Origin of the sequence: Microcoleus sp. D2_18a_D3 (assembly GCF_036702455.1) — a bacterium.
In the GTDB taxonomy this organism is placed as follows: Bacteria; Cyanobacteriota; Cyanobacteriia; order Cyanobacteriales; family Microcoleaceae; genus Microcoleus.
Genome location: NZ_JAUBTK010000060.1, coordinates 24520 through 49612, shown reverse-complemented (window position 1 = coordinate 49612; position 25093 = coordinate 24520). Strand labels below are relative to the sequence as shown.

The following is a 25093-nucleotide window of genomic DNA, read 5'->3' as shown; positions in this document are numbered from 1 at the left end:
GTGATGCTATATCTGCCCATTCTTGTGACTTATTTATGCCTTCTTTAATTCCCCACTCTCAGACCTGAATCCTTACGTTTTTGGATTAGCGTGGTGCTGTTAGGGAAAGAAGTAGTTACCAAATATCGGCGTTATTTGCATCCCCGATATCTTTGGAAAAAACTCAGAAATTTTAACCGCCGATGAACAGGGTTCGACGCAGATAATGAGCCTGGATGTTGGCGCTTATCTGCGGTCAAGGTTGAGCTATTCGCTAAAAATTTGCAAGCGAATAGAGCGTTCTCCGTCTCCGAAATCCACTTCTATCTTTTCTCCCGAAAGAGTGTCCAAGCATCCCAAAAGCAACCGCAAATTGGGTGTGCTTGCTCCTGTATCCACGTACAATCTATCTGCCAAACTGCCTAAACGCTTCCAAATTGTGTAGAGTTTGACTACTGTTTGCTCTAGCTGCGCGGCTTGTTTTACAACGTCGGCGGTGGTTCCCAAACAGCCGACTCGCAAAGATTCTTCTAAGGCCATTTCCATGTCTAAGTGAGACTGATTGAGAGCTTGCACTTGGGCGGCGGCGTCGAGATATTTTGATAGGTTTTTGGCGTCGGATGTTAGCTGTTTGACAGTATCTACGTCGGGATTTTCTGCTACTTCTTTTTGAATTTCGCTTTGGTGAGATGGGGAGAGTTTCTCCATTTCTTTGACTAAAGGTGCGAGGTAGCGGGAAGGTAGAGAACCGGTAGATGCTTTTTCTTTGACTTCTTCGGGCAATAATTCTGAGTTCATTGCCATCCACTCGTCGGAGAGTTGTTTGACTTCGCGGCGGGTGATGCGATCGCCATTTGCTGCTGCATCTGTTACCATTTGCTGGACTTCGGGAGATGCTTTGGCGGTTTCTACAAAGGCTCTTTTGCTGAAGTTTCTAATGGAATCTGGGTCTAAATCTCCTTGCTGGATCAGAGTATCGGCACTATTAGCTAATTCTATCAAAGAATAGGCTTGACTTTTGCCAATTTCTCTTTCTTTGAGCCAGTTCAAAAAGCCTGTACCGCGTCCTTCGCCGCCTTTTTTTTCTCTGTCTCGGACTGTTCGCAGAATGCGTCCCCGCCAAATGTCGGTTTGCAAGTCGAAGCGATCGCACACTTTCCAGGCATTGTCAACCTGATTGTCAAAATCAAAGTCTGGTATTTGTTCGTCTTCGGGGTCTGGCAATTGGAAATTGATATCGGTAAAGCCGTTGAGGGCTTCTGCAAGTTCTGCGGGATTTAGGGGGACTTCAGCCATTAGGAAAAATTTGTGTAGTGCAACAGCCGGTTTAATTGGGAACTTGCACGGGTTGACAGTTGAGACGCTATATGTAGCGGTAAGGTAGGCAAGATTTACCTACTAATAGAGCTTTCATGCAAGTCATATTATTATTGCACGATGGAGGGCGATCGGCGAAAAGATACCCAAAATCACTCCGGGCACGCCCCTGATAGGAATTGAGGGGAGTGCTGGCTGTGCGGGGATTGATTTAAAGTGAATTAGGAAATTAAAGGAACTAATAAAATGCTGGAAGCTACCAAACGTTAGGAGCGCTCTATCCCTTTGTTAGCCTAGAATTGAGAAAACAAGCTAAAGGAAAAGTGCCAGGTCAGAACAAGACATCGCTAATATCATTACGAGCGAACCGGGTAAACGAGGGGGAAACCTTGTATTCGAGGCATGAGAATTACGGTTGATGACGTGTGGGAATACCTCGCTTCTGGGATGAGTTAGGAAGAAATTCTAGATGATTTTTCCTATCTTACCCAAGATGATATTTGGACTTGTTTGAGTTTTTCTTAAATAGTTATCATATTATGTTTCGGTAATCGCTAATCATGATTCTGTAGTAAGAGGGTAAGGCTCGCGATCTAGAAGCTTGCACTGTAGTCGTCATTAATTGACCGGACATAATATTATATCCCTGCGTGAAATCATGCCCAAAGACTTCTCCGGTAAAAATCTCCGAGGCTGCAATTTCAAAGGTCAAAACCTCACAGGTGCAAAATTCATCGGTGCAGACATCCGAGGCGCAAACTTCACCAATGCCATCCTCAGAGAAGCTGACTTCACCCGTGCCAAAGCTGGACCGCAACGTCGCTGGACAATTTTTATAGTAACTATCTCGCTATTTCTATCGTTAATATCGGGGTTGATGTCAGGCTTTGTTAGTCTTAGGGTAGCAGTTTTATTGACTCCAGATAGCATCAAACAGTATACCATTCTTCCCGGTGTGGTTGTGTTGATAGTTTTGGCAATCTTCTTTATAGCTACTATCCGCCAAGGTATAGGGGCAGTGGCAGTGGCAGGGGCAGTGGCAGTGGCAGCGGCAGCGGCAGTGCCAGTGGCAAATTTTGTGGCAGCGGCAGCGGCAGGTTTTGTGGCAGGGGCAGCGGCACGGGCAACGACAGCGGCAGAGGCAGTGGCAGTGGCAGCGGCAGGGGCAACGGCAGAGGCAGTGGCAGAGGCAGTGGCAGCGGCAGTGGCAGCGGCAGTGGCAGTGGCAGTGGCAGTGGCAGCGGCAGCGGCAAGTTTTGTGGCAGCGGCAAGTTTTGTGGCAGTGGCAGCGGCAGTGGCAGCGGCAGGGGCAGCGGCAGGTTTTGTGGCAGAGGCAGGGGCAGCGGCAGCGGCAAGTTTTGTGGCAGTGGCAGGGGCAGTGGCAGTGGCAGCACTAGGTATTTACATTGCTTGGCGTGCTCTGGCTGGGGATGAGAAACACGCCTTTGTTCTCAAAATTGCCATTGCTTTTGCCGCTACAGGCGGCACTAGCTTTCGCAATGCCGATTTAACTGATGCCAATTTCACTGAGGCAATTCTCAAAAGTACAGATTTTAGAACAGCCAATCTCACTCGCACTTGCTTCCGCAAAACAGAAAAACTCGATCGCGCGCGAGTCGGTAATTCGATATTAGCTGATACCCGCGTCCGAGAATTACTCATCACTCGCAATGGTTACAAAAAATCATATTTCGGTGCGGATTTCCAAGGAGCAAATCTGACAGGCGTTAATCTCAACGAGGCTAATCTCAAGCAGGCTAACCTCAGCGAAGCAACTTTGCATCTAGCTAATTTGGAATCGGCAAACCTCACTGAAACTCAAGCCTTAGCAACAGATTTTACAGAAGCTTATTTTACAGGTGCTTGTTTGGAAGCTTGGAAGATTGACGCTACTACAAAGCTCGATCGCGTTGACTGTCGGTTTGTTTTTCTTCTAGAAAACGCCAAACCGGGAACTGACTATAGCCAACGCCGCCCTCACCACATCAGTAAATGTTTTGAACCGGGGGATTTCGAGAAACTCTATAAAAAGATTATGGAAACCGTGCAAATCCTGATCAAAGATGGGCTTAACCCAGAAGCTTTTACCGCCGCTTTTCAGAAGTTAATGCAAGAATTTCCAGACATTACACCGGAGTCAATTCAAGGAGTTGAGAAGAAAAAAAACGATGTTTTACTGACTCTCAAAGTTCCCGAAGGAACGGATAAGGGTAAAGTTGAGCAAATTTGGGACGAAGTTTATCAAGCAAGGCTAGAAGCTAAAATACAAGCCGAGCAATTAAAATCTAAAGATGAAATTATTGCAATAGAAAGACATCACTATCGTGTCTTTCAAGACTTGGTGAAAGGAGTGTTTAGTCAATATGTGGTAAATCCTTCAACCGTGCCTCAGCCATCTAACCTGATAATTCACAATCACAATCAATCTACAGCAGAGAATAATGTCGCCAGCCACAACATCGACCAAAGTCGGCAACTTGATATTTCAGGTGGAACAGTTAACGCTACCGGTGCCGGCTCTTTAAGTTTAGGAGATAATGGCGGTACAACAGCGAACACGATCGAGGAGTTGCCCGATTCAGCCGTTAGCGCAGCCCTCGAAGACGATCGCCCTTAATCACAAAGTGAGTAATGCTATAATTTTAGTCAAACTCTGGTAACAGCGGAAATCAAAGCTATGAGCGTATCACTAGGTTCAGAGAAACCGGAATTTAAAGAATTACTGCTGCAATTGCAAGCTGCCATTGCGAATGAAAATACAGAAGTGTCAATCCAGAGTATAGAAAATTCCGAAAAGGGAGTAATTGCAATCTTTGTCAATGCTCTGACAGATGATAAGCAAACTATAATTTATCACGAGTTAAAGCAAAACTACGAACTGCTATTAAAGGCTATTGAAGATAAATATCAAGCTGAATTACGAGCCAAAGATTGCGAAATTGCCATGTACCGTCAAGAGATAGCTATTTCCGAAGCAGTTTCTAAAAGTTTAACAGAGCTTGAAACCGATGCTCATTCCAGTCAGGAAGATGAGTCGAGATCCGAATCAGAGGATGTGGAGTCACTAAGGGCGATCGCCCAAAAATACAAGGCAGAATTAAAATATAAAGATGAGGAAATCGCTTTATATCGCCAGCAAATAGCTGAAATGAGAGAACTAACAGAGATGTTAGCTAAACAACCGCTGTCGATTAATATTATTCAGGAGGATAAGTAAGCATAAAGTCTTACCCAAACCATGCAAAATGACGAAAGTCTTACTCGAATCATCCAGGCCTATGAGCAAATTATCAAAGATTTAGAAGCCAAGCACAAATCTGAACTGCAAGCTAAAGATAGAGATATAGAATTTTACCGTCAAAAAAGTTTGGAGTTAAATGAACTTCTCAAATTGTTGGCGACGCGACCTGTTAATGTTATTATTAATAATGAAGTTAAATCTACATCACAGAATAAAGTTATGAGTGACCAAATCGACCAAAGTCGCAAAATAGAAATTACAGGCGGAACCGTTAACGCTAGCGGCGCAGGAGCTTTAAGTTTAGGTGATATCAGCGGTACTGTTGCCAATACAATTAATCAATTATCTGATTCTGCTAAACCAGATGAACCGGGAATCAAAGAATTATTGACCCAGTTACAAACAGCGATCGAGGCTGAAAGTGATTTATCTGATGATGATAAAGCTGAAGCATTGGAGCAGGTAAAAACTTTGGCAGAAGTAGGGAAAAATCCCCAAGAAAGTACAATGCAAAAGGCGGGGAAAACGGCAATGAAAATTTTGAAAGGGACTATTGCTGGTTTACCTAGTGCGGCAACGTTGGTAGAAGCTTGCAGTAAATTGTTGCCTGCGATCGCAAGTCTCTTACTTCTACCCTGAAATCCAATATCAACGCCCAGTAAGTAATTGTATGTTTAGGGCGGGCGAGACGCCCACCCCACGAAAATTCTTCGCTTTAATCAAAATGACAGCGCAAGTTACCGCCCAGATTTTTTCGGCTGTGTACCATCAGTCGATCGCTTCCGACGGATCAGTACGCTCATCACCTGCTTCGGATTGGCTGCACGTTGTACGGGGCTCCAATCGCCGACTTCGGCAAATCCTAGTCGGTACAAAGTCAGTATGGTTTCCCTGACTCCTTTCGGCGAACCGACAACCGTTAACAGCACAACTTCCTGTTCCGATACTGCTGCTGAGTCGTCATTTGGGCGATCGGAAAAGTTGTCGTCAGGCACGAATTCCTGTGACATAATATGTTCTCCTGGTTTTGGGTTTTCTAGAAAAACCCAAAAACCCAGCCGCCCCGCATTTCAACGCATAGCAGGGCGGCTACAGAGGATGTTAAGATACTCCGTTAGCCTCCAGACTGCTGTGATCAGTTTGGCGGTTAGCTGTCCATTGCTGTTACGAGCAGCTTTGGGCAGTGCAACTAGATTTTTGGGCGACGCGGGCTGCCTCCTCTACAAGCAAGCAACCTCTCACTTCAAAGCGTAGCCGCAGATGGGGGCCGCCGTCAATCGATTTTGGATTTTGGATTTTGGATTTTGGATTGAAGAATTGATCCCCGGACTAATCTGGGGACTTTGGGGGTTTTGATGCGGGATTGGCAGGTTTTGGGCGATCGCACCAATGAGACTCACAAAACGATCGCCTTTTCAACTTACCAACTACAACGGCGATACTTTATCGCGTTCAATCTCCTCGTGGGGAGTTGTTTTGCCGTTCAAAATTGTGCCATCCTCGGGGAGATTGTCTAGTCGATCGCGCTTCTTAAAGCGATCGCGAGCCGAGACAACCACCACATACAGAACCGGCACCATAAACAAACTCAAGACAGTAGAAACAACCGTCCCCCCGGCGATCGCATTCCCTAGCGATCGGCGGCTTGCTGCACCCGCACCTTCTGGGTTAACCAGAGGAGCAATACCCAAAACGAAAGCCAGAGAAGTCATCAAAATCGGTCGTAAACGCTCTTGAGAAGCCTCAACTGCCGCCTTAGCAATTGAATATCCCTGCTCCCGTAACTGGTTCGCAAACTCCACGATTAAAATCGCATTTTTACTAGCCAACCCAATCAACATCACCAAACCAATCTGGCAATAAACATCATTCGCCAAACCGCGCAACGACTGAGCTAAAAGAGCACCCAAAATCGCCAGAGGCACCGATAGCAAAATAATGAAAGGATCGACATAATTTTCGTACTGAGCCGCCAACACCAAAAACACAAAAATCAGCCCCAAACCGAAAATAATCGGTGCTTGACCGCCCGACTCAATTTCTTCTAAAGAACTCCCCGACCATTCATAGCCAAAACCCGAGGGCAAAACTTGAGCAGACACCTTTTCCATCGATTTTATCGCCTGTCCAGAACTCGCTCCCGGCGCAGGAGAGCCAGTAATTTCAATTGACCTATACAAATTGTAGTGATTAACAGTTTGCGCTCCCACCACCGGAGTAATCTTCACCAAATTGCTCAAAGAAATCATTTCATTCTTTCCAGAACGCACATACAATTTCCCAATATCTTCAGGGTTATCACGAAACTGTTTATCCGCCTGAACATAAACCCGATAATTGCGCTGCTGCAGGTTAAAATCGTTCACATACTGAGCACCCAGAGCCGTTTGTAACGTACTGAAAACATCATCAATGGGAATATCTAGAGCCTTAGCTCGATTGCGGTCAACTTCCACAATTAATTGAGGCGTATTCGCAGCAAACGTACTAAATACCGCTTGCAATCCCGGTGTCTGATTTGCCTGCTTCAAAATCCCGCCCATAGTCTGGACTAAGCCATCTAAACCGCTGTTACCTTTGCGGTCTTGCAATTGAAATTGGAAACCCCCAAATTGACCTAAACCTTGAATAGCAGGCGGATTCACTGGGAAAATTCTAGCTTCGGGAATCGAGAAAAACTTACCCCGCAACTTACCAATAATCGCTTGTACAGTTTGATCTTCTCCGTGACGTTCTTCCCAGGGTTTAAGTGTAGTAAATATAATGCCTTGATTAGAAGTGCTACCGCTAAAACCAAATCCACCCACTGAAAAAGTCCCGACAACTTCAGGAAGTTTGAGGATTTCTTGTTCTACTTGATCCATTACTTTCTGAGTGTATTGCAGCGAAACACCTTGGGGCCCTTGAATAATTGTCATAAAATAGCCCTGGTCTTCTTCCGGGATAAATGCTGTGGGCACTGATAAATAAAGCCAAGCTGTTACTCCCAGAGAAGCGATGAACACGAGGGTGACAATAGTCTTAATTCCTGTTAGAAATATTAAGGATTTTCGATACTGTCGCTGTACCCAATCGAGCACTCCATTAAAACGGTCAAAAACCCAACCTAGCGGGCCCCCAAACTTGGGCCCTCGACGCAGTAATATAGCTGAAATTGAGGGCGTGAGAGTAACCGCAATAAAGGTAGAAAGCAGGACGGAAAAAGCAATTGTTAGCGCAAATTGTTTATAAAGCGCTCCTGTAGTTCCGGGAAAAAATGCCACTGGCACGAACACTGCCATCAACACTAAAGAAGTCGCAATTACAGCGCTAAAAAGCTCCCGCATTGACTCAAAAGCCGCTTGGCGGGCATTCATACCTTGGCGGATCAGGCGGTCAATATTTTCTACTACAATGATAGCGTCATCAACCACTAATCCAGTCGCTAATGTCAGACCAAAGAGAGATAAACTGTTAATCGTAAATCCGAAAAGTTTGATAAAGGCAAACGTTCCAATCAAAGAAATTGGAATTGTGATGGTAGGAATAATAGTTGTGCGCCAGTCTTGCAAGAAAACAAAAATCACTATCACCACTAGCAATACTGATTCAAATAATGTCTTGACTACTTCTGCCATCGACTCTTCTACAAACAAAGTCGTGTCCAGCGCTACTCTATGTATCAACCCCGGAGGGAAAGCAACAGCTAGTTTTTCCATTTCTGTTTTGACGGCATGGGCAACATTCAAAGCATTACTTCCAGGCAGTTGGTAAATCCCTAAACCTACTGCATCATTGCCTCGAAATCGCAGAAATGAGCTGTAATTCTCTGCCCCTAATTCTGCTCTCCCCACATCTTTTAATTTAACTAACGTTCCATTTGTCTCTGTTTTGAGGACGATTTCTTCAAATTCTGCTGGTTCTTTGAGGCGACTTTCAGCACGCAAGTCAATTTGATACATTTGTCCCTGTGGAGCAGGTTCTTGACCAACTCTCCCAGCACCAACTTGCAAGTTTTGTTCGTTGAGAGCCCTCGTTACATCTTGCATTGTGAGACGGCGAGCTGCTAATTTATTGGGATCTATCCATAAACGCATTGCATAGCGTCTTTCCCCAAAAATTCGCACGTCGCCAACACCTTTTACCCGCTTTAAAGCATCTGCTAAATATAAGTCAGCGTAGTTGCTTAAAAATATGGTGTCGTATTCTTTATTTTCTGTAAATAAACCGATCGCTAATAGGAGACTTGTAGATTGTTTGGTAACTCTAACTCCTGTGCGCTGTACGGCATCTGGTAGTTGGGGTTGAGCAACTGCAACTCGATTTTGAACATCGACGCCGGCAATGTCTTTGTTGCGCGAGGAATCAAAGGTAGCTGTAATGGTGCTAGTGCCATCGTTACTACTACTGGAAGTTAGATATTTGAGTCCTTCAACGCCGTTTATTTGCCTTTCTAGGATGTTGGTAACGGCATTTTCGACAATTTCAGCACTCGCCCCGCTATAGTTAGCTGTGACGTTAATTTGGGTAGGGCTGATGTCGGGGAAGCGCTCGATCGGCAATGTGGGAATGCTGATTGCGCCTACCAAAACAATAATTAAGGCGCAGACGCTAGCAAAGACTGGTCGTTTAATAAAGAAATCTGCAAACATTATTTGGGTAATGGGTAGTTGCGGATGGCTAATTGCTAATTGCTAATTTACCCGATATTGTAGGGGTCGTGCCCCCGTGCCGACCCCCATCCAGAAGGGATCGGGGCAGGGCAGCCACGGGGGGCAGGGCAGCCACGGGGGGCAGGGCAGCCACGGGGGGCAGGGCAGCCACGGGGGGCTGCCCCTACAAGAATGAAACAGCCCTACTTAAAAAGGGGACAAGAACTGGAGGTAGCATATTAATTTTTGCCCCCCACTGGTAATTTTTTCTCTGCTCCTTTCCCTTCCTCTTGAGCCATAAGGGGAGCGCCGTCTGTGAGGTTAAGGATGCCTGCGGTCACAATTTTTTCGCCTGCTTGCAAACCTTCGATAACTTGATAATTATTTCCCTCAATGGCTCCCAATTTCACGGACTTTTGTCGCGCTACTAAAGGTGGCATTCCAGGTTTTGGCTGTTCCGGCTTTTGAGCTGTGAAGACAAAAGTTTCTCCACCTAAGCGAGTGACTGCTGTTACTGGAACTAAAATTCCGGGGTTCTGTTTCCAGATGACTTTTGCTTTTACAAACTGGAGATTAAGCAGTTCGCCACTGGGGTTGGGAAAGGTGGCTTTAGCTAAAATTGTTTGGGAATTGGCGCTGACGTTGGGGGAGATAAAACTGATTTGACCTTGGGCGATCGCCTTACCTTGAGCGTCGAGCATTTGTACTGGCAGCCCTAAGCGTAATTGAGGCATCCGTTCCAAAGGAATTGATAACCGCAAGTCTAGCAATTGGTTCTCTGTCAGGGTGGCAATGGCATCACCTTTTTGCAAGTAATCACCTACTTTCACTGGTATGTCGCCGATGACTCCCGCGAAGGGCGCGATGACAGCAGTTTCTTGTAGTTGTACTTCAAAGCCGCGCACTTGAGCGGCGGCCTCGGCAACTTGCGCTTGGGCTTGATCGAGCTGTTCTTGGCGCGTACCGTTGGCTAACTGCGCTAATCTGCTCTTGGCTTGTGCGACTTCTGCTTCGGCTTTGGCTATTTCCTCTGGGCGCGAACCGTTTTGCAATTGCCGCAAAGCTTGCCGCTGCTGTTGCAAGGCTGCTGTCCGGCGCTCGATCTCGGCTTGTCTGTTTTTTTGCCGCTGCTCGAACCGCCTTTGAGCTTCTCGGAGGTTGGCTTTGGCGGTGCCTTCTTTTTGCGTGTATTGTTCGAGGGTGTTCGCGGATTCTGCGCCTTCTTTTGCCAATGCCTGATATCTGGCCAACTGCTGGGTGGCTAATTTTGCTTCGGCTGTGCTTGCTTCTATTTGCGCTCTTGCTTGGGCGATGTCTTCTAAAAGGCTACCTGTTTGGGCGTCGGCGAGGTCTGCTTCAGCTTGGGAAACACGGGCTTGGGCTTGACCAATTTCTTCTGGCCGAGAGCCCGATCGCAGTTGGGCGAGGTTGGCTTGGGCTTGGGCGACTTGGGCTTGAGCTTGGGCGATTTCTTCGGGCCTGGCTCCTGCTTGCAATTCGGCTAAATGGGATTGAGCGCGGATCAGGTTGGCTTGGGATTGCCTCAAGTCAGCTTGGGCGCTCTCGCTTTTCATGCGGGCGATGGCTTGCCCTTTGTTTATGAAGTCCCCGGATTTGACAAAAATCTCCGTGACTAGCCCTTCTACTTCGGGTTTGATTTCTACCGAACGCTTGGCTTCTAAGCTGCTGACAAATTCCGAAGAATCTTGGACTGAGCTGGTTTTTACGGCAGCGAGCTTGACTGGTATGGCTGGGGGTTGGGCTGCTGCTGCTGCCTGTTGTTGTGAGCGAGTCTGACCCGATTGCCACGAGTACCAGCCGAAACCTGCTGCGCCTGTGGCGATCGCGAGCGCGGCAATTAGGGGCCAGCGCGATCGTGGTTTAGCAACAGGTTCGGGGCGATCGGCAACTGCTGCAGAATCCTGCAGTTGCTCCCTGTCTGCATCGGTTGGGTGCAGTTCCGGTGTGGGAGATTTTTGCTCTTGGGCTTCAACGACGGATTCTGGGGATTTAGAATAACTCATGGGCAGCACCACTTAGATTTTTTTTAACTTCTGACTTACTGAGACTTGGGCGGAATATTTGATTCTCCGGCGCCCCCTCAAACACGGGGGAATAAGGACAAGCGATTTTAAACAGGATGGAATCGGGAAAGTACCTTTTTAATGAGGTTGGGGTATGTGCAGGGCTTTAGTCCGATCGCAGTTAGCCAAGCCAGGGAGTGATTATTTGTAGGAAAGCTTTTTGTTATTTCTCAAAAGTTACGATGGCAGGGAAGATTACACATCCTTCTTATGACTCACCTGAATGGGTGAGTTGGAAGGATTTTTCCTTGGAGTCGGCGGATTCAGCGAAGGTGAGGGAGTCACGAACTCCGGCGAGCGCGCTTTTTTCCTTGGCTAGTTGCTCGGTTAACCACTCTATCTCTGACGCCAGCACTGACTTGCAGCGATCGCTAGAGGCAAATTGATAGTCGTCGGTTAGTGGATATTCGCTCTTGAGGCTTTCGATGTAGTCTTGCCGGGTGTAACAGGCTCGCAAGCGGTGTTCCAATAGCTTCAGCCGTTCTGTCGGTTCTAAGTCGCCAAAAAAGAAAAACTTGATTTGGAACCGGGAACCACTGTTAACCCAGCTTTCTTGAGGGTGTTCGAGCATTTTTTGCCGCCAGAGCTCGCGCCCTTTGGCGGTAATTCCGTAGATTTTGCGCGGACAGCCCGCATCTCCGGCTTCTTCGGCTATTACCGAAATCTCCCCTCGCTCTTCCAAGCGCTTCAGCAGCGGGTAAATCGCTCCGTAGTTGACGCTGATGCAACTGCTCATAAACAGCTCCAGTTTTTGCTTTAGCCGGTAGCCGTGCAGAGGTTGCAACTGTAGCAGTCCAAGTGCTGATAATTCAAGCATTTATATCAAGTTGATATTATAGTCTGGATTATATCACTATATCGAACTCAAGGGCGATCGGGTAAATAGTTAGTTTCAAAGAAAATTGACACTGTAATACACAGTTAATAAATTTTGTCAATGCCCTTAATATATATTGTTTGAGGCTCAAGAAAGCGCGATCGCTTTATCCTAAAACCCCAAATCACTGCCCTGTCAGCGATCGGAATACCCACGAAAAAAGCATGACACTCAAGAAAATCACGCCTCCGACAATTAACATCAAACCCAACAGCAACGCCGCCACAAATAGCCAATCGGCTTTTTTGCCTTGTTCCGGGGAACCTAAATGAGCATCCAGCAATTCTATATTTTTGACATTAGCTTTCCAAGCAACATCCAACAAATCTCCGGCTACCGGTACAGTACCAGCAACTGTATCAAATACGATATTAGTTGCCATTTTTACTAAAGTCTCTTGCGGCACTCCCATTTGAGCGGATTTGAAGACCACATATCCTGCAAAAATTGAACTGATTAAATCGCCGCCGCCCGGTATAAGTCCCAATATCGGATCGAGTCCAATGCGGTATTTTGTGCCGGGAATCGGAATTGCATTGTCTAGTAAATGGCTGATCCGGCGGAGTCGGCGCAAGGATGCAACATGAGATTGGCTGGGAGTATTTGGGGAGGAATTTTGTATAGGAGAAGGTGACATTTAATTACTCTCGATTGCGATATTAATGCTAGTTTATGATATTTATTGAAGCATACTCTAGGTTTGTCACTAAGCCTAAAGCAAGATTTTTATTCAGTTGACAGTTGACAGTTGACAGTTGATAGCGACCTCTACCTGGAAGGAAGAGGATTGGAGTAATGAATAGTCTTGTTTGAATTTCTCCCGATCAGGCTTGGGGCTTTAAACCAATTCTTTGTGGTAATTTTGGGCGATCGGCTTTGGTTTGTTTTTGAATGAACAGAAACCCGGTTTCTGTTCAAAACCGGGTTTCTTGCTTCTAGCTGAGGGCTTTTAATTTAGCCTTTTATTTGTTGCCTTCTGTGAAGTCGGCGTCAATCACGTCGTCGCCGCCGCCAGTGGGGCCGCCGTCTCCATAGCCACCAGGGCCACCAGGGCCGCCAGGGCCATCAGTTGGGCCGCCTGCTTGCTGGTACAGGTTGCTGCTGACAGCGTAGAATGCTTGCTGCAACTCTGTTGTTAGGGTTTTGATGCGATCGTCATCTTCACTCTCGATCGCGGATCGCAAGTCTTTAAGCAACCCTTCAATCTTAGTTTTGTCATCAGCGGGAACTTTATCGCCCAATTCTGCCAACTGCTTCTCGATTTGATAGGCTTGAGAATCAGCTTGGTTTTTGCGATCGATCCTTTCGCGACGTTCTTTGTCAGCAGCCGCATTCGCCTCGGCTTCCTTGACCATTTTCTCGACTTCATTGCTGGGCAAAGTAGAAGCACCAGTAATGCTAATCGATTGCTCCTTACCAGTACCTTTATCCTTAGCCGCTACATTCAAAATACCGTTAGCATCGATATCGAAAGTAACTTCAATTTGAGGTACGCCACGGGGGGCTGGTGGAACTCCATCTAAGCGGAAGGTTCCCAAATCCTTGTTATCATTTGCCATTTCCCGTTCGCCTTGCAAAACGTGAATTTCCACGTTTGTTTGGCCGTCTACAGCAGTCGAGAAAGTTTCCGACTTCTTGGTAGGAATAGTGGTGTTGCGGGGAATGATTTTGGTCATCACGCCACCCAAGGTTTCGACGCCGAGAGACAGCGGAGTAACGTCGAGCAACAAGATGTCTTTGACTTCGCCGGAGAGTACGCCGGCTTGAATTGCTGCACCGACTGCGACCACTTCATCCGGGTTTACCGTTTGGTTGGGGTCTTTGCCAAGGAGTTTTTTGACCAGTTCTTGCACCGCAGGAATCCGCGTAGAACCACCAACTAAGACGACTTCATTAATTGCAGATTTGTCTAATTTGGCGTCGCGGATCGCATTTTCTACGGGGATGCGAGAGCGATCGATCAAATCCGAGCACAGTTCTTCAAACTTGCCCCGCGTCAAAGTCGTGTCCAAGTGTTTTGGCCCGTCTTGAGTTGCGGTAATAAACGGCAGATTGATTTCTGCTTGGGTAACGCTCGAAAGCTCAATCTTGGCTTTTTCTGCTGCTTCCGTCAGGCGTTGCAGTGCTTGTTTGTCTTTGCGGAGGTCAATGCCTTCGGCTCTTTGGAATTCGTTAGCAATGTAATCGACGATTTTTTTGTCGAAGTCATCACCGCCTAGGTGAGTGTCTCCAGAAGTTGCTAGCACTTCAAATACGCCGTCGCCTACTTCGAGAATAGATACGTCGAAAGTACCGCCACCTAAGTCAAATACGAGGATGGTTTCGTTGCTCTTTTTATCTAACCCGTAAGCTAAAGCTGCTGCTGTAGGTTCGTTAATAATCCGCAGCACTTCTATACCGGCAATTTTTCCCGCGTCTTTCGTAGCTTGGCGCTGGGAGTCGTTGAAGTAAGCGGGAACAGTAATTACCGCTTGGGTGACAGTTTCGCCGAGGTATTTGCTGGCGTCTTCTACGAGTTTGCGGAGAACTTGTGCAGAAATTTCTTCTGGGGCAAATTGCTTGCCGCGGGCGGGACAGTCTAGTTTAAGGCTGTTGCCAACTTTGAGGACTTTGTAGGAAACTTCAGTGGTTTCGTGCGCTACTTCATCAACGCGACGCCCGATAAACCGTTTTACTGAGTAAAAGGTGTTTTCGGCGTTCATCACGGCTTGACGCTTGGCGATTTGTCCGACAAGTTGATCGCCATTTTTAGCATAAGCTACTACAGAAGGTGTGGTGCGACCCCCTTCGGCGTTGGCTATGACGGTGGGTTTGCCGCCTTCCATAACTGCGACGCAGGAGTTTGTCGTACCTAAGTCAATTCCAACTACTTTTCCCATAGGGGTGTTCCGGCTCCAATCTCTACAAAATTTTGGTGTTTTATCTGTGCGATAGTCTGGTTATTCAGGACTGCGATTTTACCTCGCGGTTTACGGGTAGTGAGTCCTGCTTTAATACAGTCTTCGATAGGGTGCTGATCTCTATACTGCGGGCGGTAGACCTTGCGATGAAGGGGTATTTACCGAACCTGTTGGGGGACGGTTGCATCCGTGAGGCTTGCACCGCTACAGTTGTTGACTGCTTTTCTTTACTCTTCCCAATGTACGGTGTACGATCGATTCGGGTATTGTGGCAAACCGTATACGTTGTGTTGTATTTGCCGTCTTATGTATATAAATTTTGTTTGGTTGGTAGGGGCGATCGGTCGATCGGCTTCAAAATATAAACAGAATACCCAGATTCCTGACTTCTTTAAAAAGTCGGGAATCTAATAGCGATCGCATTTTAGGTTTAATTAGAGCGAGCTAGTCATCAAGTGCTTGTTTAAAGGTCTGAAGCCGGAGTAAAAGAGAAAGAGGTATCTCCGGCATTTCTCGAAATCCTGAATTTTCGTAAAACGTCTTGGCTGCTTCATCTATGGCATCAACTTTAACAGCATATACTCCTACTGTTTGAGATACATTTACTGCATTTTCTAATGCGTGAAATAGCAAACGCTTTCCTAGACCTCTTCCTTGCACAGAAAGATCGACGGCTAGCTTCCCAATCAGTATAATTGGAGTCGGATATCTGGGCAGCCTTTCCTGCAACTGGGCAGGTAAATCTTCAAAAGATAGTCCGCCTGTGCAGCAAGAATAATACCCAACTATCCTTTGACTGTCTTCAGATGAAACAGCAACAAAAGTTCTAGAAATCCCGTTTTTATCGTTTTTCAGAGCATACTGTTTCAGATATCGATCTAATTCAGGATTTCCCGATTGAAAAGGGTCTTTTCTGAGACTGCTGAGACTCCGTTCTATGGAATCTATAGGAGAGATAATCCAATTCACAATGATTTACTCTTGAGAACTCCTACATTCTTTGATTAATGCAATTAAACCTTCCGAAGGTTCTGGCGGATCTAACATCATATCTAGCAAAAAATCCCAGTCGCGCTCGGACAGCTTCAAAACAGGGTTGCCAAAGGCTGCTGGGCCGTTGATCGTAGCATCTGCTTCGGCAATGAATTCGTCGAGGACAAATAGGTAAGCCCACCAAGAGAGTCTGGTTTCGGTACTGGTTTCGGTTTTGACGAGCGATCGCATTTTGCTATTTCTCCCGCTACTAAGATTGCTTTCCTGCTATGATTATAACTAAAAAAGCGACAGGTCGAAACCTGCCGCTAGCTGTACAAAGTCCGCCAGGGCAGACTATTTAATTGCTATTTTTTACCGATCAGCAGAGCAGCAGGAAAGTAACTGAGAGCTTCACCAATTGCCAACGTACCGTTACTTTCTACCGCCTGATTTGTAATTGCATCTTTCCAAACCGACGGCATTTGCTCGGACAATTTCAAATTAGTATCTTTCCAGACTTGTTTGCCGATCGGCATTTCTTCCGGTTTGACAATTCCCGTCAAAAACCGGGGAGCAATCACAATAACGGTAGTCTCTCCAAAGCTTCTGGCAAAGGCAACAACATTATCTTTAAACGTGCCAACTGCTTGCAGGGGAACATAGTCACCTGATTGAAAAACTTGCAAGTATTTTTTTCTCGCGTCTAGCGCTCTTGCCGTCAAAAATAACTTAATTCGAGCGTCTTCTCGCGTCGCAATCAAATCTTCAACCAGTTGCAAAATATCCGTCTGAGCTTGCTCTTTAATTTCCTGCAAAACCTCGATTCTGCGCTCAAAATCAACGGGACGGCGGTTATCGGGATCGACGTGGCTTAAATCCCAGAATTCCGTCCCTTGATAAATGTCTGGAACGCCCGGAGCCGTGATTTTCAGGAGTGTTTGAGATAAAGAATTGAAAATTCCGTAATTAGCTACTTTTTTGCAGAAAGGTGTAAATTTGTTGAGAAACTGATTTTGTTCCGAAGGTTCGAGAACGCTATCGACAAAGGTCATAAAACCAGCTTCGTAGTCGTTATCCGGTCTCAGCCAAGCCGTATAAACTTTGGCTTCGCGGACAGCTTTAATCACATAATCTTTCAGGCGCTGGACATAATCAGTGTTTTCAATTCCCTCAAAGGGAAAACTGCCTAGCAGAGTTTGGTACAGGAAGTATTCGTCATTAGTATCTGGAACCATTCGATTCACAAAGTTGACTTTCTTAGAAGAGTTTACCTCTCTCCAAGACCTGACTTGCTGTTCCCATTCATCGGGAATTTCTGACAAAACGTTAAGTCTGGCTCGCACATCTTCGCCGCGTTTGGTATCGTGGGTAGCTGTAGCATTCATTTTGTGCGGCCAAGCGGCCTGCTGCTGTTTGTTGAACTCGTGAAAATCTCCCAGGGACACGCCGAACTGACTGGGATTTCCTCCGACTTCGTTGAGAGATAAAAGCCGATAGTAGACGTATAAAAGCGTGTCTTCAACGCCTTTTGCCATTAATGGGCCCGTCAACTGCTGGAGTTTCATTACAAAGTGCCGGCGCTGCTCTTTTTGTTCGGGTGTTAGGGTTTCTTCTTCTTCGAGCAACAGCACCGTTTCGATAAAATTAAGTTCCTTGAGGAGTCGCGGTACTTGTTGTTTGGCATGGGCGATCGCATATTTTACGTAAGTGCGATCGGACTCTCTCAAACCATCTTGATTGATGTAAGTTCGGTATACTGGAAAAATCGTCAAAACAGCCGCCAGTGCTTTTTCTAAACCGGGACGAGTAAAGTCATTTCCCTGTCTCGATTGACCGGAGATATTCTTCAAAAGTTGAGCTAGATTGTCTACATCTCCCGCCAAGTTTTTCTCAACAATCAGCCCTTTCTTATCTAAAAATAACTGTTCATAGGGAACATTCAAGCGAGTAAATCTCTGATAGATTTCGCTAAATTGCTGTTCGCGATCGCACCGACAAAAAACGCCGTTTACGTAATTCAAAAAGTCGTAGCCGCTAGTTCCCTCAATCGGCCAATATGACGGCAAATCTTCTTCGTGTTCCAGAATTTTCTCAACAGTAATATAAATATCTCCGATTTTCTCCCGTAGCCGTTTCAAATATTCTGTGGGGTCGTACAGCCCGTCGATGTGGTCGATTCTCAATCCGGTAAACTTTTCCTCATCAACCATGTCGAAGATCAGAGCATGGTTTTTGTGAAAAACTTTAATCTCTTCAACTTTTACCGAAATAAGTTCGTTGACCGTAAAAAACCTTCGGTAGTTAATTTCTTCTGCCCCCACTTTCCAGAAAGACAGACGGTAAAACTGCTCGGAAAGCAACTCGTCTAGCATATTAAAGCTTTCGGCATTTCCCTTTTCTCCGTTAAAAACTTTGATATTTTCATCGATAAATTCCTGCACGATGGGATTTTGATTGTAGAGTTCCCACAGCAGTCCTTTGACAAAAGCTATCTGATCGTATCGGGTTTTACCTTTAGTTTCTGAAGGTGTATTTTTAATCAAATAAAGAATTCCCAAAAACTTGATAAAATCTGGATGGCGTCTGCCTAATTCTCTGGCTAAATGCCCCAAATTATGACTGATAAATTTAGCATAAGATTCAATTCTTACTGGCAATTGTAAGCTATAATAATTGATTGTCAGCCCAATTTCGCTGTATTTGAGTTGAATCTCGCCATTTTCCAAACACTCTCCATAAAAATTGCCCAGCAGTGGAGCCAGCACTCGACCCCTGAGATGTTCGTAAGCGTGATTCCATTCAATATCGAAGTAATCGAAATAGTCGGAATCTGGCCCGTGTTCCAATACGTCTAACAGCAGCAAATTTTGAGTGTCGTAAGCCATGTGGTTTGGGACAATATCTTGCAGCCATCCCATGTTCCGTTTCTTGATTTCGTAGGTGAGGGCTTCAAAATTTTCGGATGTTCCCAAATCGGGATTGAGCTGATTTGAGTCAACGACATCGTATCCGTGAGAGCTGCCTTTTCTGGCTTTAAATATTGGTGAAGCGTAAACGTCGGTAATTCCTAAATCTTCCAGATAGCTAAGGATTTGTTTGGCGGATTCAAAGTTAAAACCTGCATGAAATTGAAGCCTATAAGTGGTTGTGGGAATTCTCATCTTAATTTTACTCCAGGTTTTTTAGGGTTTTCTATTTTAATATATGAGGCAGAGCCTCCTCTACTGCATTCCCCGGCCCAGGCGGGGAACGAGAGAGGCTCTGCCTCCCGTTGCTTGTGGGACTCGATTCTGCGACAGAGGCTGAGAAGGAGAGAGGTTCTGTCTCCTGTTTCTTCTTCCTGGGTTCTGCCGGGGAACGCCTGTATTGGAGGCTCTGCCTCCGGTTTTAATTACTTTAATTCATAGAGTGCGAAACTCTGCGGTTTAACGGTCAATTTTTGCTCTGAATTTATCTTTTCAGGCAAGCTAGAACCTGAACCCATCCATTTTTCATCAGCAGAGTCTAAAATTTTGTGACCTTTGCCCTGGGGAAGTGCAGCCGTAAAAGCTACCTCTTGCCTGTTGAAGTTTAGAATGCAGAATATCTGGCTGTCATCTGTCCATCGACGTAGAAATAAGATTTTTTCCGCTTCAATGCTGGACACTTCTAGACTGTTTTTGTCTAGTTTTTTAAGGGCTGGTATTGTCCGCCGCAGTTGAATCAAATGTTGGTGCCATTCCCAAAGGATTTTGTGTTTGCCTTGGGTTTGTTTTTCCCAGTTTAACTTACACTTATCGAAAGTCTCAGGACTCTGGGGATCGTGAAACTCGCCTCGGCCTTCAAAAATTTTAAATTCTTGTTGTTTGTCTTTTCGGATAGCTTCAATTAAGTTTTCATCCGAGTGGGAAACGAAGTAAAAAAACGGTGCTTCTTCTCCGTATTCTTCTCCCATAAAAAAGAAGGGAATGTAAGGAGAAATTAAGACTGTGCCGGCTGCAAGTTTCAATCCTTCAAAGTCAACTATTTTGGAGAGTCTGTCTCCCAAAATGCGGTTGCCGATTTGGTCGTGGGTTTGGGCAAAAACGAGAAATTTATGACCCGGTTCATCCTTAACAGAATTGCCGTGTTTCCGCTTTCTGTGGGGGGCGTACTGGCCGGAGTAAACAAAGCTTTCTTTGAATGCTTTTTCTAAGTGTTCGCACTTGCCGTAATCTTGGTAGTATCGGTCGTCTTCTCCGGTGAGCAAGGCGTGCAGTGCGTGGTGGAAATCATCGCACCATTGGGCGTCTAGTCCGAAGCCACCGAGTTCTTTAGGACGTACAGTGCGGACATCATTTAAGTCACTTTCGGCTATTAAGTAAAGTTGCCGTCCTAGTTCTTGGGAAATATCGGCTGTGGCATCGGATAGTTCTTGTAAAAAAGGTCTTGCACCAACTTCAAATATTGCCTGAATTGCATCTAATCTCAGGGCATCGATGTGATAGTCTCGAAACCAGTAGAGGGCGTTTTCAATAAAGTAGTTACGCACGCCGTCGCTGTAGGCATCGTCGAAGTTGAGGGGATCTCCCCAAATCGAGCCGTATTTTGATGTAAAGTATGGGCCGAAGTCCCTGAGATAGTTTCCTTCGGGGCCGAGGTGGTTGTAAACGACATCAAGAATTACTGAAATGCCGTGTTCGTGGCAGGCGTTGACGAGTGTTTTGAAGCCTTCGGGCCCGCCGTAGGAGTTTTGAACTGCGTAGGGATATACGCCGTCATATCCCCAGTTTCGCTCGCCAGGAAATTGGGCTACTGGCATTATTTCGATGGCGTTGATTCCCAATTCTTTAAGTTGTTTTAGCTGGGGAATTATTGCTTCAAATGTTCCGGCTTGGGTGAATGTGCCGACGTGCAGTTCGTAAATAATCATTTCGGCTAGCGGCACGCCTTGCCATTTTGTGTCAGTCCAAGTAAAAATATTTTCATCTATTACTTGCGAGGGAGCGTGTACGCCTTGGGGTTGATATTTTGAGGCTGGGTCTGGTCGATCGGTTGTTCCTTCGATTTGGTAGGTGTAAAGGGTTCCTGGTTCGATGTCTGTAGCTGTGGTTTGCCAATAACCTTCTGCCGATTGTTGCAGGGGTATCAGGCGTTGTTTTGGGGAAACAATTTGGACGGCGATTTGTTTGAGGGTGGGCGCCCAAACGGTAAATTCGCATTGGTTATTGCCGAGGTAATTTGCTCCTATCTTCACTTTGAGCTGTTCTCCTTATAAAATAGGTTGGTAGTTCGATCGCCCGACGCGCTATCAAATGCTTGCCCTAAACGTTCCGCGCCTGTTTAGACGGTAATATTACTTAATATAACAAACAACTAACTTTAGACAGAGGCATCAAAGGGGAAAATTGGGTAAGGGGCAAAATTAGCGGTTGGTTAGGCTTAAATTAGAGCAGGAATCGGCACGGGGCCGATCGCCAAATTAACGGCCTGCAAGCGTTAATATTTCTGGTTGATATCATGTCGAAAATCTACCTAAAGGTAGGTCAAAAATCAGCGCGAGTGTGGACTTTATGGTTATGGCTTTTGGACGGGAAATCTGCTGCAATCTCGACTCGGCGGAGTCTCGCGAGTGGTTGGTCACAAACGGGATCGGCGGTTACGCTAGCGGGACGATCGCAAATCTCCTCACCCGCCGCTATCACGGCTTGCTGGTAGCCGCCCTCAAACCCCCGCTGGGACGCACTTTGATGCTCGCCAAGCTGGACGAGACGGCTGTGTATCACGATCGCGCCTATCCGCTTTATACAAACCGCTGGGCCGACGCGACGATGGAACCCCACGGCTACAAATACATTGAAAGCTTTCACCTCGAAGGCACGACGCCTGTTTGGAGGTTTGCTCTCGCCGACGCTATCCTGGAAAAGCGGATTTGGATGCAGCAAGGTGCTAACACAACATATATTCAATACCGCTTGCACCGCGCCTCACAACCGATCGCCCTCGCTGTCAAAGCCCTGATCAACTATCGCGACTACCACCACACTACGAACGTCGGCGACTGGCAGATGAGCCTACAAACCTTGGAAAGCGGGGTTTGCGTGACTGCATTTCCCAAGTCTGCACCCCTGTACCTGCTGACTGATGCCGAACCAGAAGCGAATTTTCGAGTTTCTACGCCTTTATACAATTGGCATTACGGATTTGACCTAGCAGCCGAAAAGCGGCGCGGATTGGACTACTGCGAGGATCACTTGCACGCGGCGACTTTTCACATGACGATCGCACCGGGAAGCTCTCTCACATTGATAGCCAGCACCGAGAAAAATCCCGAACTCAACGGCGGTACAGCTTTAGAAGTGCGTCACACTTATGACCAACAACTGCTGCACAACTGGTCAAAAGTGAGCGAATCTCCCGATTGGATCAATCGCTTAGTGCTAGCCGCCGACCAATTTATCGTCAGCCGCCCCCTACCGGAGGAACCCGAAGGCAAAACAATCATCGCCGGATATCCCTGGTTCAGCGACTGGGGGCGCGACACGACGATCGCCCTGCCCGGTCTCACAATCTGTACCGGGCGATGGGAAATTGCGCGATCGATTTTGCGGACATTTGCGCGGTATGTCGATCGGGGGATGCTGCCGAACCGCTTCCCGGATGCGGGCGGCGAACCTGAATACAACACCGGAGACGCCACGCTCTGGTACTTTGAGGCAATCCGCGCTTATATTGATGCCACGGGAGACGACGAACTTTTGACCGAACTCTGGCCGGTGTTATGTGAGATTGTTGACTGGCACTTGCAGGGTACTCGGTATAACATCCGCGTCGATCCCGATGACGGTTTAGTCTACGCCGGCGAAACCGGCGTGCAACTGACTTGGATGGATGCGAAAATCGGCGATTGGGTGGTGACACCTCGGATTGGTAAGCCGATCGAACTCAGCGCGCTTTGGTACAATGCTATACAAGCTATGGCAAGTTTTGCTCGAAAACTGGGCAAGCCTCACAATGAATACCAGCAATTGGGCGATCGAACAGCCGCCGGATTCCCTCGCTTCTGGAACGCCTCAACCGGTTACTGTTACGACGTTCTCGACGGCCCCGACGGACACGATAGTTCGCTGCGGCCCAACCAAATATTCGCCGTTTCCCTGCCCCTAGACTCGATTCCTCCTCACTCCGCCAACTCCTTGTCAGCGGGGATGCGCCAGGAAACCCGCTATACACCCTTACTGACGCCCATGCAGCAGCGTGGCGTGGTGGACGGCTGCGCTCAACAGCTTCTGACTTCTGTCGGCCTCCGCAGCCTCTCGCCACAGCACCCGCAGTATCGCGGCGTCTATGGAGGCGACCAATTGCAGCGCGACAGCGCCTACCACCAGGGCACAGCTTGGGGCTGGCTGATTGGCCCGTTTGTCTTGGCGCACTTGCACGTATACAAAGACTCAGCACAAGCTCGCGAATTCCTCGAACCGATGGCACATCATATAAGTGGCGGCGGAGTTGGCAGTTTGGGCGAAATTTTTGAAGGCGACGCCCCCCACTCGCCGCGGGGCTGCACGGCTCAAGCTTGGACTGTGGCTGAGGTGCTGCGGGCTTGGTTGGCAATTAATACTGTGGGTGTTTAAATTAGTAGTGTTATCAATCATTTGGTAATATCGCAAATTCAAGCCCTCAAGAGAATCTCTCTTTCTCTGTCTGTTCTCTTTCTCTGCGTCAAAAGTACCTCTGCGGTTTGTTTAAAAAAAGAGTTCACCAATCTGCCTGTAATTGTTATAAACTAGGTGGGTTGTTCGGCAACGAAATCAAGACAACTACTAATTAAATAGGAGATTTATGGCATTATTATTAGCGGGCGATATTGGCGGAACTAAGACAATTTTGCGGTTAGTGGAAAGGACTGTTAACGGTGAAATGAACGCTCTTTACGAGTTTCGCTATCCGAGCGCGGAGTTTCCCGATTTAGTGCCGATGGTGCAGCAGTTTTTGAGGGAAGCTGCTACGAAATTGGATTTGACGCCATTGCCTGAAAAAGCTTGTTTTGCGATCGCAGGCCCGGTGGTTAATAACACTGCAAAACTGACTAATTTGCCTTGGATGCTGGATGCGAAGCGTCTGGAACAGGAATTAGGAATATCACACGTTAGTTTAATTAATGATTTTGTCGCGGTTGGCTACGGCGTGTGGGCTTTGGACGATGGAGATTTGCACACTTTGCAAGTTGGAAAACCCCGCCAATACGACCCAATTGCTGTGATTGGTGCGGGTACTGGTTTGGGAAATTGTTATGGAATTCCCGAAGCAAATGGCATCAGGGTTTTTTCTTCGGAAGGGGGACACGGTGACTTTGCTCCTCGTTCGGAGTTGGAGTTTCAATTGCTGAAATATTTGTTAGCAAAACACGACATTTCCCGAATATCGATCGAGCGTGTAGTTTCGGGACAAGGGATTGTTTCAATTTACCAGTTTTTGCGGGACAAAAAGTTTGCTCCTGAATCGCCGGAGATAGGGGAAGTTATCAAAAAATGGGAGTCAGAAATGGGTAAAAGCGAGAAGAGTGTCGATCCGGGGGCGACAATTGCCCAAGCGGCACTCAAAAAGTGCGATCGGCTTTCGGAACAAACAATGCAAATGTTTGTAGAAGCTTACGGCGCTGTCGCAGGAAATATGGCTGTGACACTTTTACCTTACGGCGGTTTGTACGTAGCTGGCGGCATTGCTGCTAAGATTTTGCCGCTGATTCTAGAAGGGGGTTTTATGCGAGCTTTTACGCACAAAGGCCGGATGGATTCGCTGTTAGAAATGATGCCTGTTCGTCTTGTTTTGAATCCCAATGTAGGGTTAATTGGTGCGGCTGTTTGTGCGGCCGGTCTTTAGGAGATTTCAAATATTTGGGGCGGGCAAGATGCCCACCCCACAAGAATTTTTGTGGCACAGGCATCTTGCCTGTGCAAATATTTGGGGCGGGCTAGAAGCCCACCCCACAAGAATTTTTGTGGCACAGGCATCTTGCCTGTGCAAATATTTAGGGCGGGCAAGATGCCCACCCCACAAGAATTTTTGTGGCACAGGCATCTTGCCTGTGCAAATATTTAGGGCGGGCAAGATGCCCACCCCACAAGAAT

At 46.8% G+C, this 25093-nt stretch carries 18 protein-coding genes and 1 pseudogene; 6 read left to right on the top strand and 13 right to left on the bottom strand.

Annotation, left to right across the window (positions count from 1 at the left end):
* Window positions 1-246 precede the first annotated feature (246 nt).
* Entirely contained in the window at window positions 247-1275 is a 1029-nt protein-coding gene (locus QUB06_RS23895) for a hypothetical protein (RefSeq protein WP_333437395.1), read from the bottom strand.
* 364 nt (window positions 1276-1639) lie between these two features.
* Here QUB06_RS23895 and QUB06_RS23890 point away from each other — a divergent pair.
* The 4 genes and pseudogenes from QUB06_RS23890 to QUB06_RS23875 all read left to right on the top strand — a co-directional run bounded on the left by QUB06_RS23890 (window position 1640) and on the right by QUB06_RS23875 (window position 5176).
* Window positions 1640-1821, top strand: a pseudogene (locus QUB06_RS23890) (DUF433 domain-containing protein).
* Window positions 1822-1954: 133 nt separating this feature from the next.
* On the top strand, window positions 1955-3913 hold the full coding sequence (locus tag QUB06_RS23885) for a pentapeptide repeat-containing protein (protein WP_333437394.1): 1959 nt from the start codon (window positions 1955-1957) through the stop codon (window positions 3911-3913).
* 60 nt (window positions 3914-3973) lie between these two features.
* Complete coding sequence (locus QUB06_RS23880; protein WP_333437393.1) at window positions 3974-4513, top strand: hypothetical protein; 540 nt, start codon at window positions 3974-3976, stop codon at window positions 4511-4513.
* A gap of 21 nt (window positions 4514-4534) precedes the next feature.
* Window positions 4535-5176 (top strand): hypothetical protein, encoded by a 642-nt coding sequence (locus QUB06_RS23875; RefSeq protein ID WP_333437392.1) that lies wholly within the window; start codon window positions 4535-4537, stop codon window positions 5174-5176.
* 98 nt (window positions 5177-5274) lie between these two features.
* Here the strand turns inward: QUB06_RS23875 and QUB06_RS23870 are convergent, their stop codons facing one another.
* From QUB06_RS23870 to treZ, 11 genes are all read right to left on the bottom strand, one after another.
* Window positions 5275-5547: a hypothetical protein gene (locus QUB06_RS23870; RefSeq protein WP_333437391.1), complete on the bottom strand. Its 273-nt coding sequence runs from the start codon at window positions 5545-5547 to the stop codon at window positions 5275-5277.
* 228 nt (window positions 5548-5775) lie between these two features.
* Entirely contained in the window at window positions 5776-5937 is a 162-nt protein-coding gene (locus QUB06_RS23865; RefSeq protein WP_333437390.1) for a hypothetical protein, read from the bottom strand.
* Between the two features lie 27 nt (window positions 5938-5964).
* Window positions 5965-9168 (bottom strand): efflux RND transporter permease subunit, encoded by a 3204-nt coding sequence (locus QUB06_RS23860; protein WP_333437389.1) that lies wholly within the window; start codon window positions 9166-9168, stop codon window positions 5965-5967.
* Window positions 9169-9407: 239 nt separating this feature from the next.
* On the bottom strand, window positions 9408-11192 hold the full coding sequence (locus tag QUB06_RS23855) for an efflux RND transporter periplasmic adaptor subunit (protein WP_333437388.1): 1785 nt from the start codon (window positions 11190-11192) through the stop codon (window positions 9408-9410).
* A 268-nt stretch (window positions 11193-11460) separates the two neighbouring features.
* Window positions 11461-12069 carry a PadR family transcriptional regulator gene (locus QUB06_RS23850; RefSeq protein ID WP_333437387.1) on the bottom strand — a complete coding sequence of 203 codons (609 nt, stop codon included), beginning with the start codon at window positions 12067-12069 and terminating at the stop codon, window positions 11461-11463.
* 184 nt (window positions 12070-12253) lie between these two features.
* Window positions 12254-12766 carry a DUF4112 domain-containing protein gene (locus QUB06_RS23845; RefSeq protein ID WP_333437386.1) on the bottom strand — a complete coding sequence of 171 codons (513 nt, stop codon included), beginning with the start codon at window positions 12764-12766 and terminating at the stop codon, window positions 12254-12256.
* A gap of 325 nt (window positions 12767-13091) precedes the next feature.
* Window positions 13092-15008 carry a molecular chaperone DnaK gene (gene dnaK, locus QUB06_RS23840; protein WP_333437385.1) on the bottom strand — a complete coding sequence of 639 codons (1917 nt, stop codon included), beginning with the start codon at window positions 15006-15008 and terminating at the stop codon, window positions 13092-13094.
* A gap of 465 nt (window positions 15009-15473) precedes the next feature.
* The gene (locus tag QUB06_RS23835; RefSeq protein WP_333204113.1) at window positions 15474-15998 is read right to left on the bottom strand and encodes a GNAT family N-acetyltransferase; all 525 of its coding nucleotides are present in this window, start codon (window positions 15996-15998) and stop codon (window positions 15474-15476) included.
* A gap of 6 nt (window positions 15999-16004) precedes the next feature.
* The gene (locus QUB06_RS23830; RefSeq protein WP_333204115.1) at window positions 16005-16253 is read right to left on the bottom strand and encodes a type II toxin -antitoxin system TacA 1-like antitoxin; all 249 of its coding nucleotides are present in this window, start codon (window positions 16251-16253) and stop codon (window positions 16005-16007) included.
* A 116-nt stretch (window positions 16254-16369) separates the two neighbouring features.
* Window positions 16370-19165, bottom strand: a complete 2796-nt coding sequence (gene treY / locus QUB06_RS23825; RefSeq protein WP_333437384.1) for a malto-oligosyltrehalose synthase — start codon at window positions 19163-19165, stop codon at window positions 16370-16372.
* A gap of 230 nt (window positions 19166-19395) precedes the next feature.
* The gene (gene treZ, locus QUB06_RS23820) at window positions 19396-21219 is read right to left on the bottom strand and encodes a malto-oligosyltrehalose trehalohydrolase (protein WP_333437383.1); all 1824 of its coding nucleotides are present in this window, start codon (window positions 21217-21219) and stop codon (window positions 19396-19398) included.
* A 316-nt stretch (window positions 21220-21535) separates the two neighbouring features.
* On the opposite strand from treZ, the gene QUB06_RS23815 reads away from it, so the two are divergent.
* A complete protein-coding gene (locus QUB06_RS23815; RefSeq protein ID WP_333437382.1) occupies window positions 21536-23596 on the top strand; it encodes an amylo-alpha-1,6-glucosidase in 2061 nt (686 codons plus the stop codon).
* Window positions 23597-23804: 208 nt separating this feature from the next.
* Window positions 23805-24845, top strand: coding sequence for a glucokinase (locus QUB06_RS23810; protein WP_333437381.1), 1041 nt, complete (start codon window positions 23805-23807; stop codon window positions 24843-24845).
* A 6-nt stretch (window positions 24846-24851) separates the two neighbouring features.
* Here QUB06_RS23810 and QUB06_RS23805 read toward each other — a convergent pair.
* Window positions 24852-25093 (bottom strand): hypothetical protein (locus QUB06_RS23805; protein WP_333437380.1); only part of this gene is annotated, 242 nt, incomplete at its 5' end.

Bases quoted from the DNA above. Each gene is read 5' to 3' on its own strand.
- QUB06_RS23895 (WP_333437395.1), bottom strand. From the start codon at position 1,275: ATGGCTGAAGTCCCCCTAAATCCCGCAGAACTTGCAGAAGCCCTCAAC.
- dnaK (WP_333437385.1), bottom strand. From the start codon at position 15,008: ATGGGAAAAGTAGTTGGAATTGACTTAGGTACGACAAACTCCTGCGTC.
- QUB06_RS23885 (WP_333437394.1), top strand. From the start codon at position 1,955: ATGCCCAAAGACTTCTCCGGTAAAAATCTCCGAGGCTGCAATTTCAAA.
- QUB06_RS23870 (WP_333437391.1), bottom strand. From the start codon at position 5,547: ATGTCACAGGAATTCGTGCCTGACGACAACTTTTCCGATCGCCCAAAT.
- QUB06_RS23850 (WP_333437387.1), bottom strand. From the start codon at position 12,069: ATGCTTGAATTATCAGCACTTGGACTGCTACAGTTGCAACCTCTGCAC.
- QUB06_RS23830 (WP_333204115.1), bottom strand. From the start codon at position 16,253: ATGCGATCGCTCGTCAAAACCGAAACCAGTACCGAAACCAGACTCTCT.
- QUB06_RS23860 (WP_333437389.1), bottom strand. From the start codon at position 9,168: ATGTTTGCAGATTTCTTTATTAAACGACCAGTCTTTGCTAGCGTCTGC.
- QUB06_RS23845 (WP_333437386.1), bottom strand. From the start codon at position 12,766: ATGTCACCTTCTCCTATACAAAATTCCTCCCCAAATACTCCCAGCCAA.
- treY (WP_333437384.1), bottom strand. From the start codon at position 19,165: ATGAGAATTCCCACAACCACTTATAGGCTTCAATTTCATGCAGGTTTT.
- QUB06_RS23875 (WP_333437392.1), top strand. From the start codon at position 4,535: ATGCAAAATGACGAAAGTCTTACTCGAATCATCCAGGCCTATGAGCAA.
- QUB06_RS23880 (WP_333437393.1), top strand. From the start codon at position 3,974: ATGAGCGTATCACTAGGTTCAGAGAAACCGGAATTTAAAGAATTACTG.
- QUB06_RS23815 (WP_333437382.1), top strand. From the start codon at position 21,536: ATGGTTATGGCTTTTGGACGGGAAATCTGCTGCAATCTCGACTCGGCG.
- QUB06_RS23810 (WP_333437381.1), top strand. From the start codon at position 23,805: ATGGCATTATTATTAGCGGGCGATATTGGCGGAACTAAGACAATTTTG.
- QUB06_RS23855 (WP_333437388.1), bottom strand. From the start codon at position 11,192: ATGAGTTATTCTAAATCCCCAGAATCCGTCGTTGAAGCCCAAGAGCAA.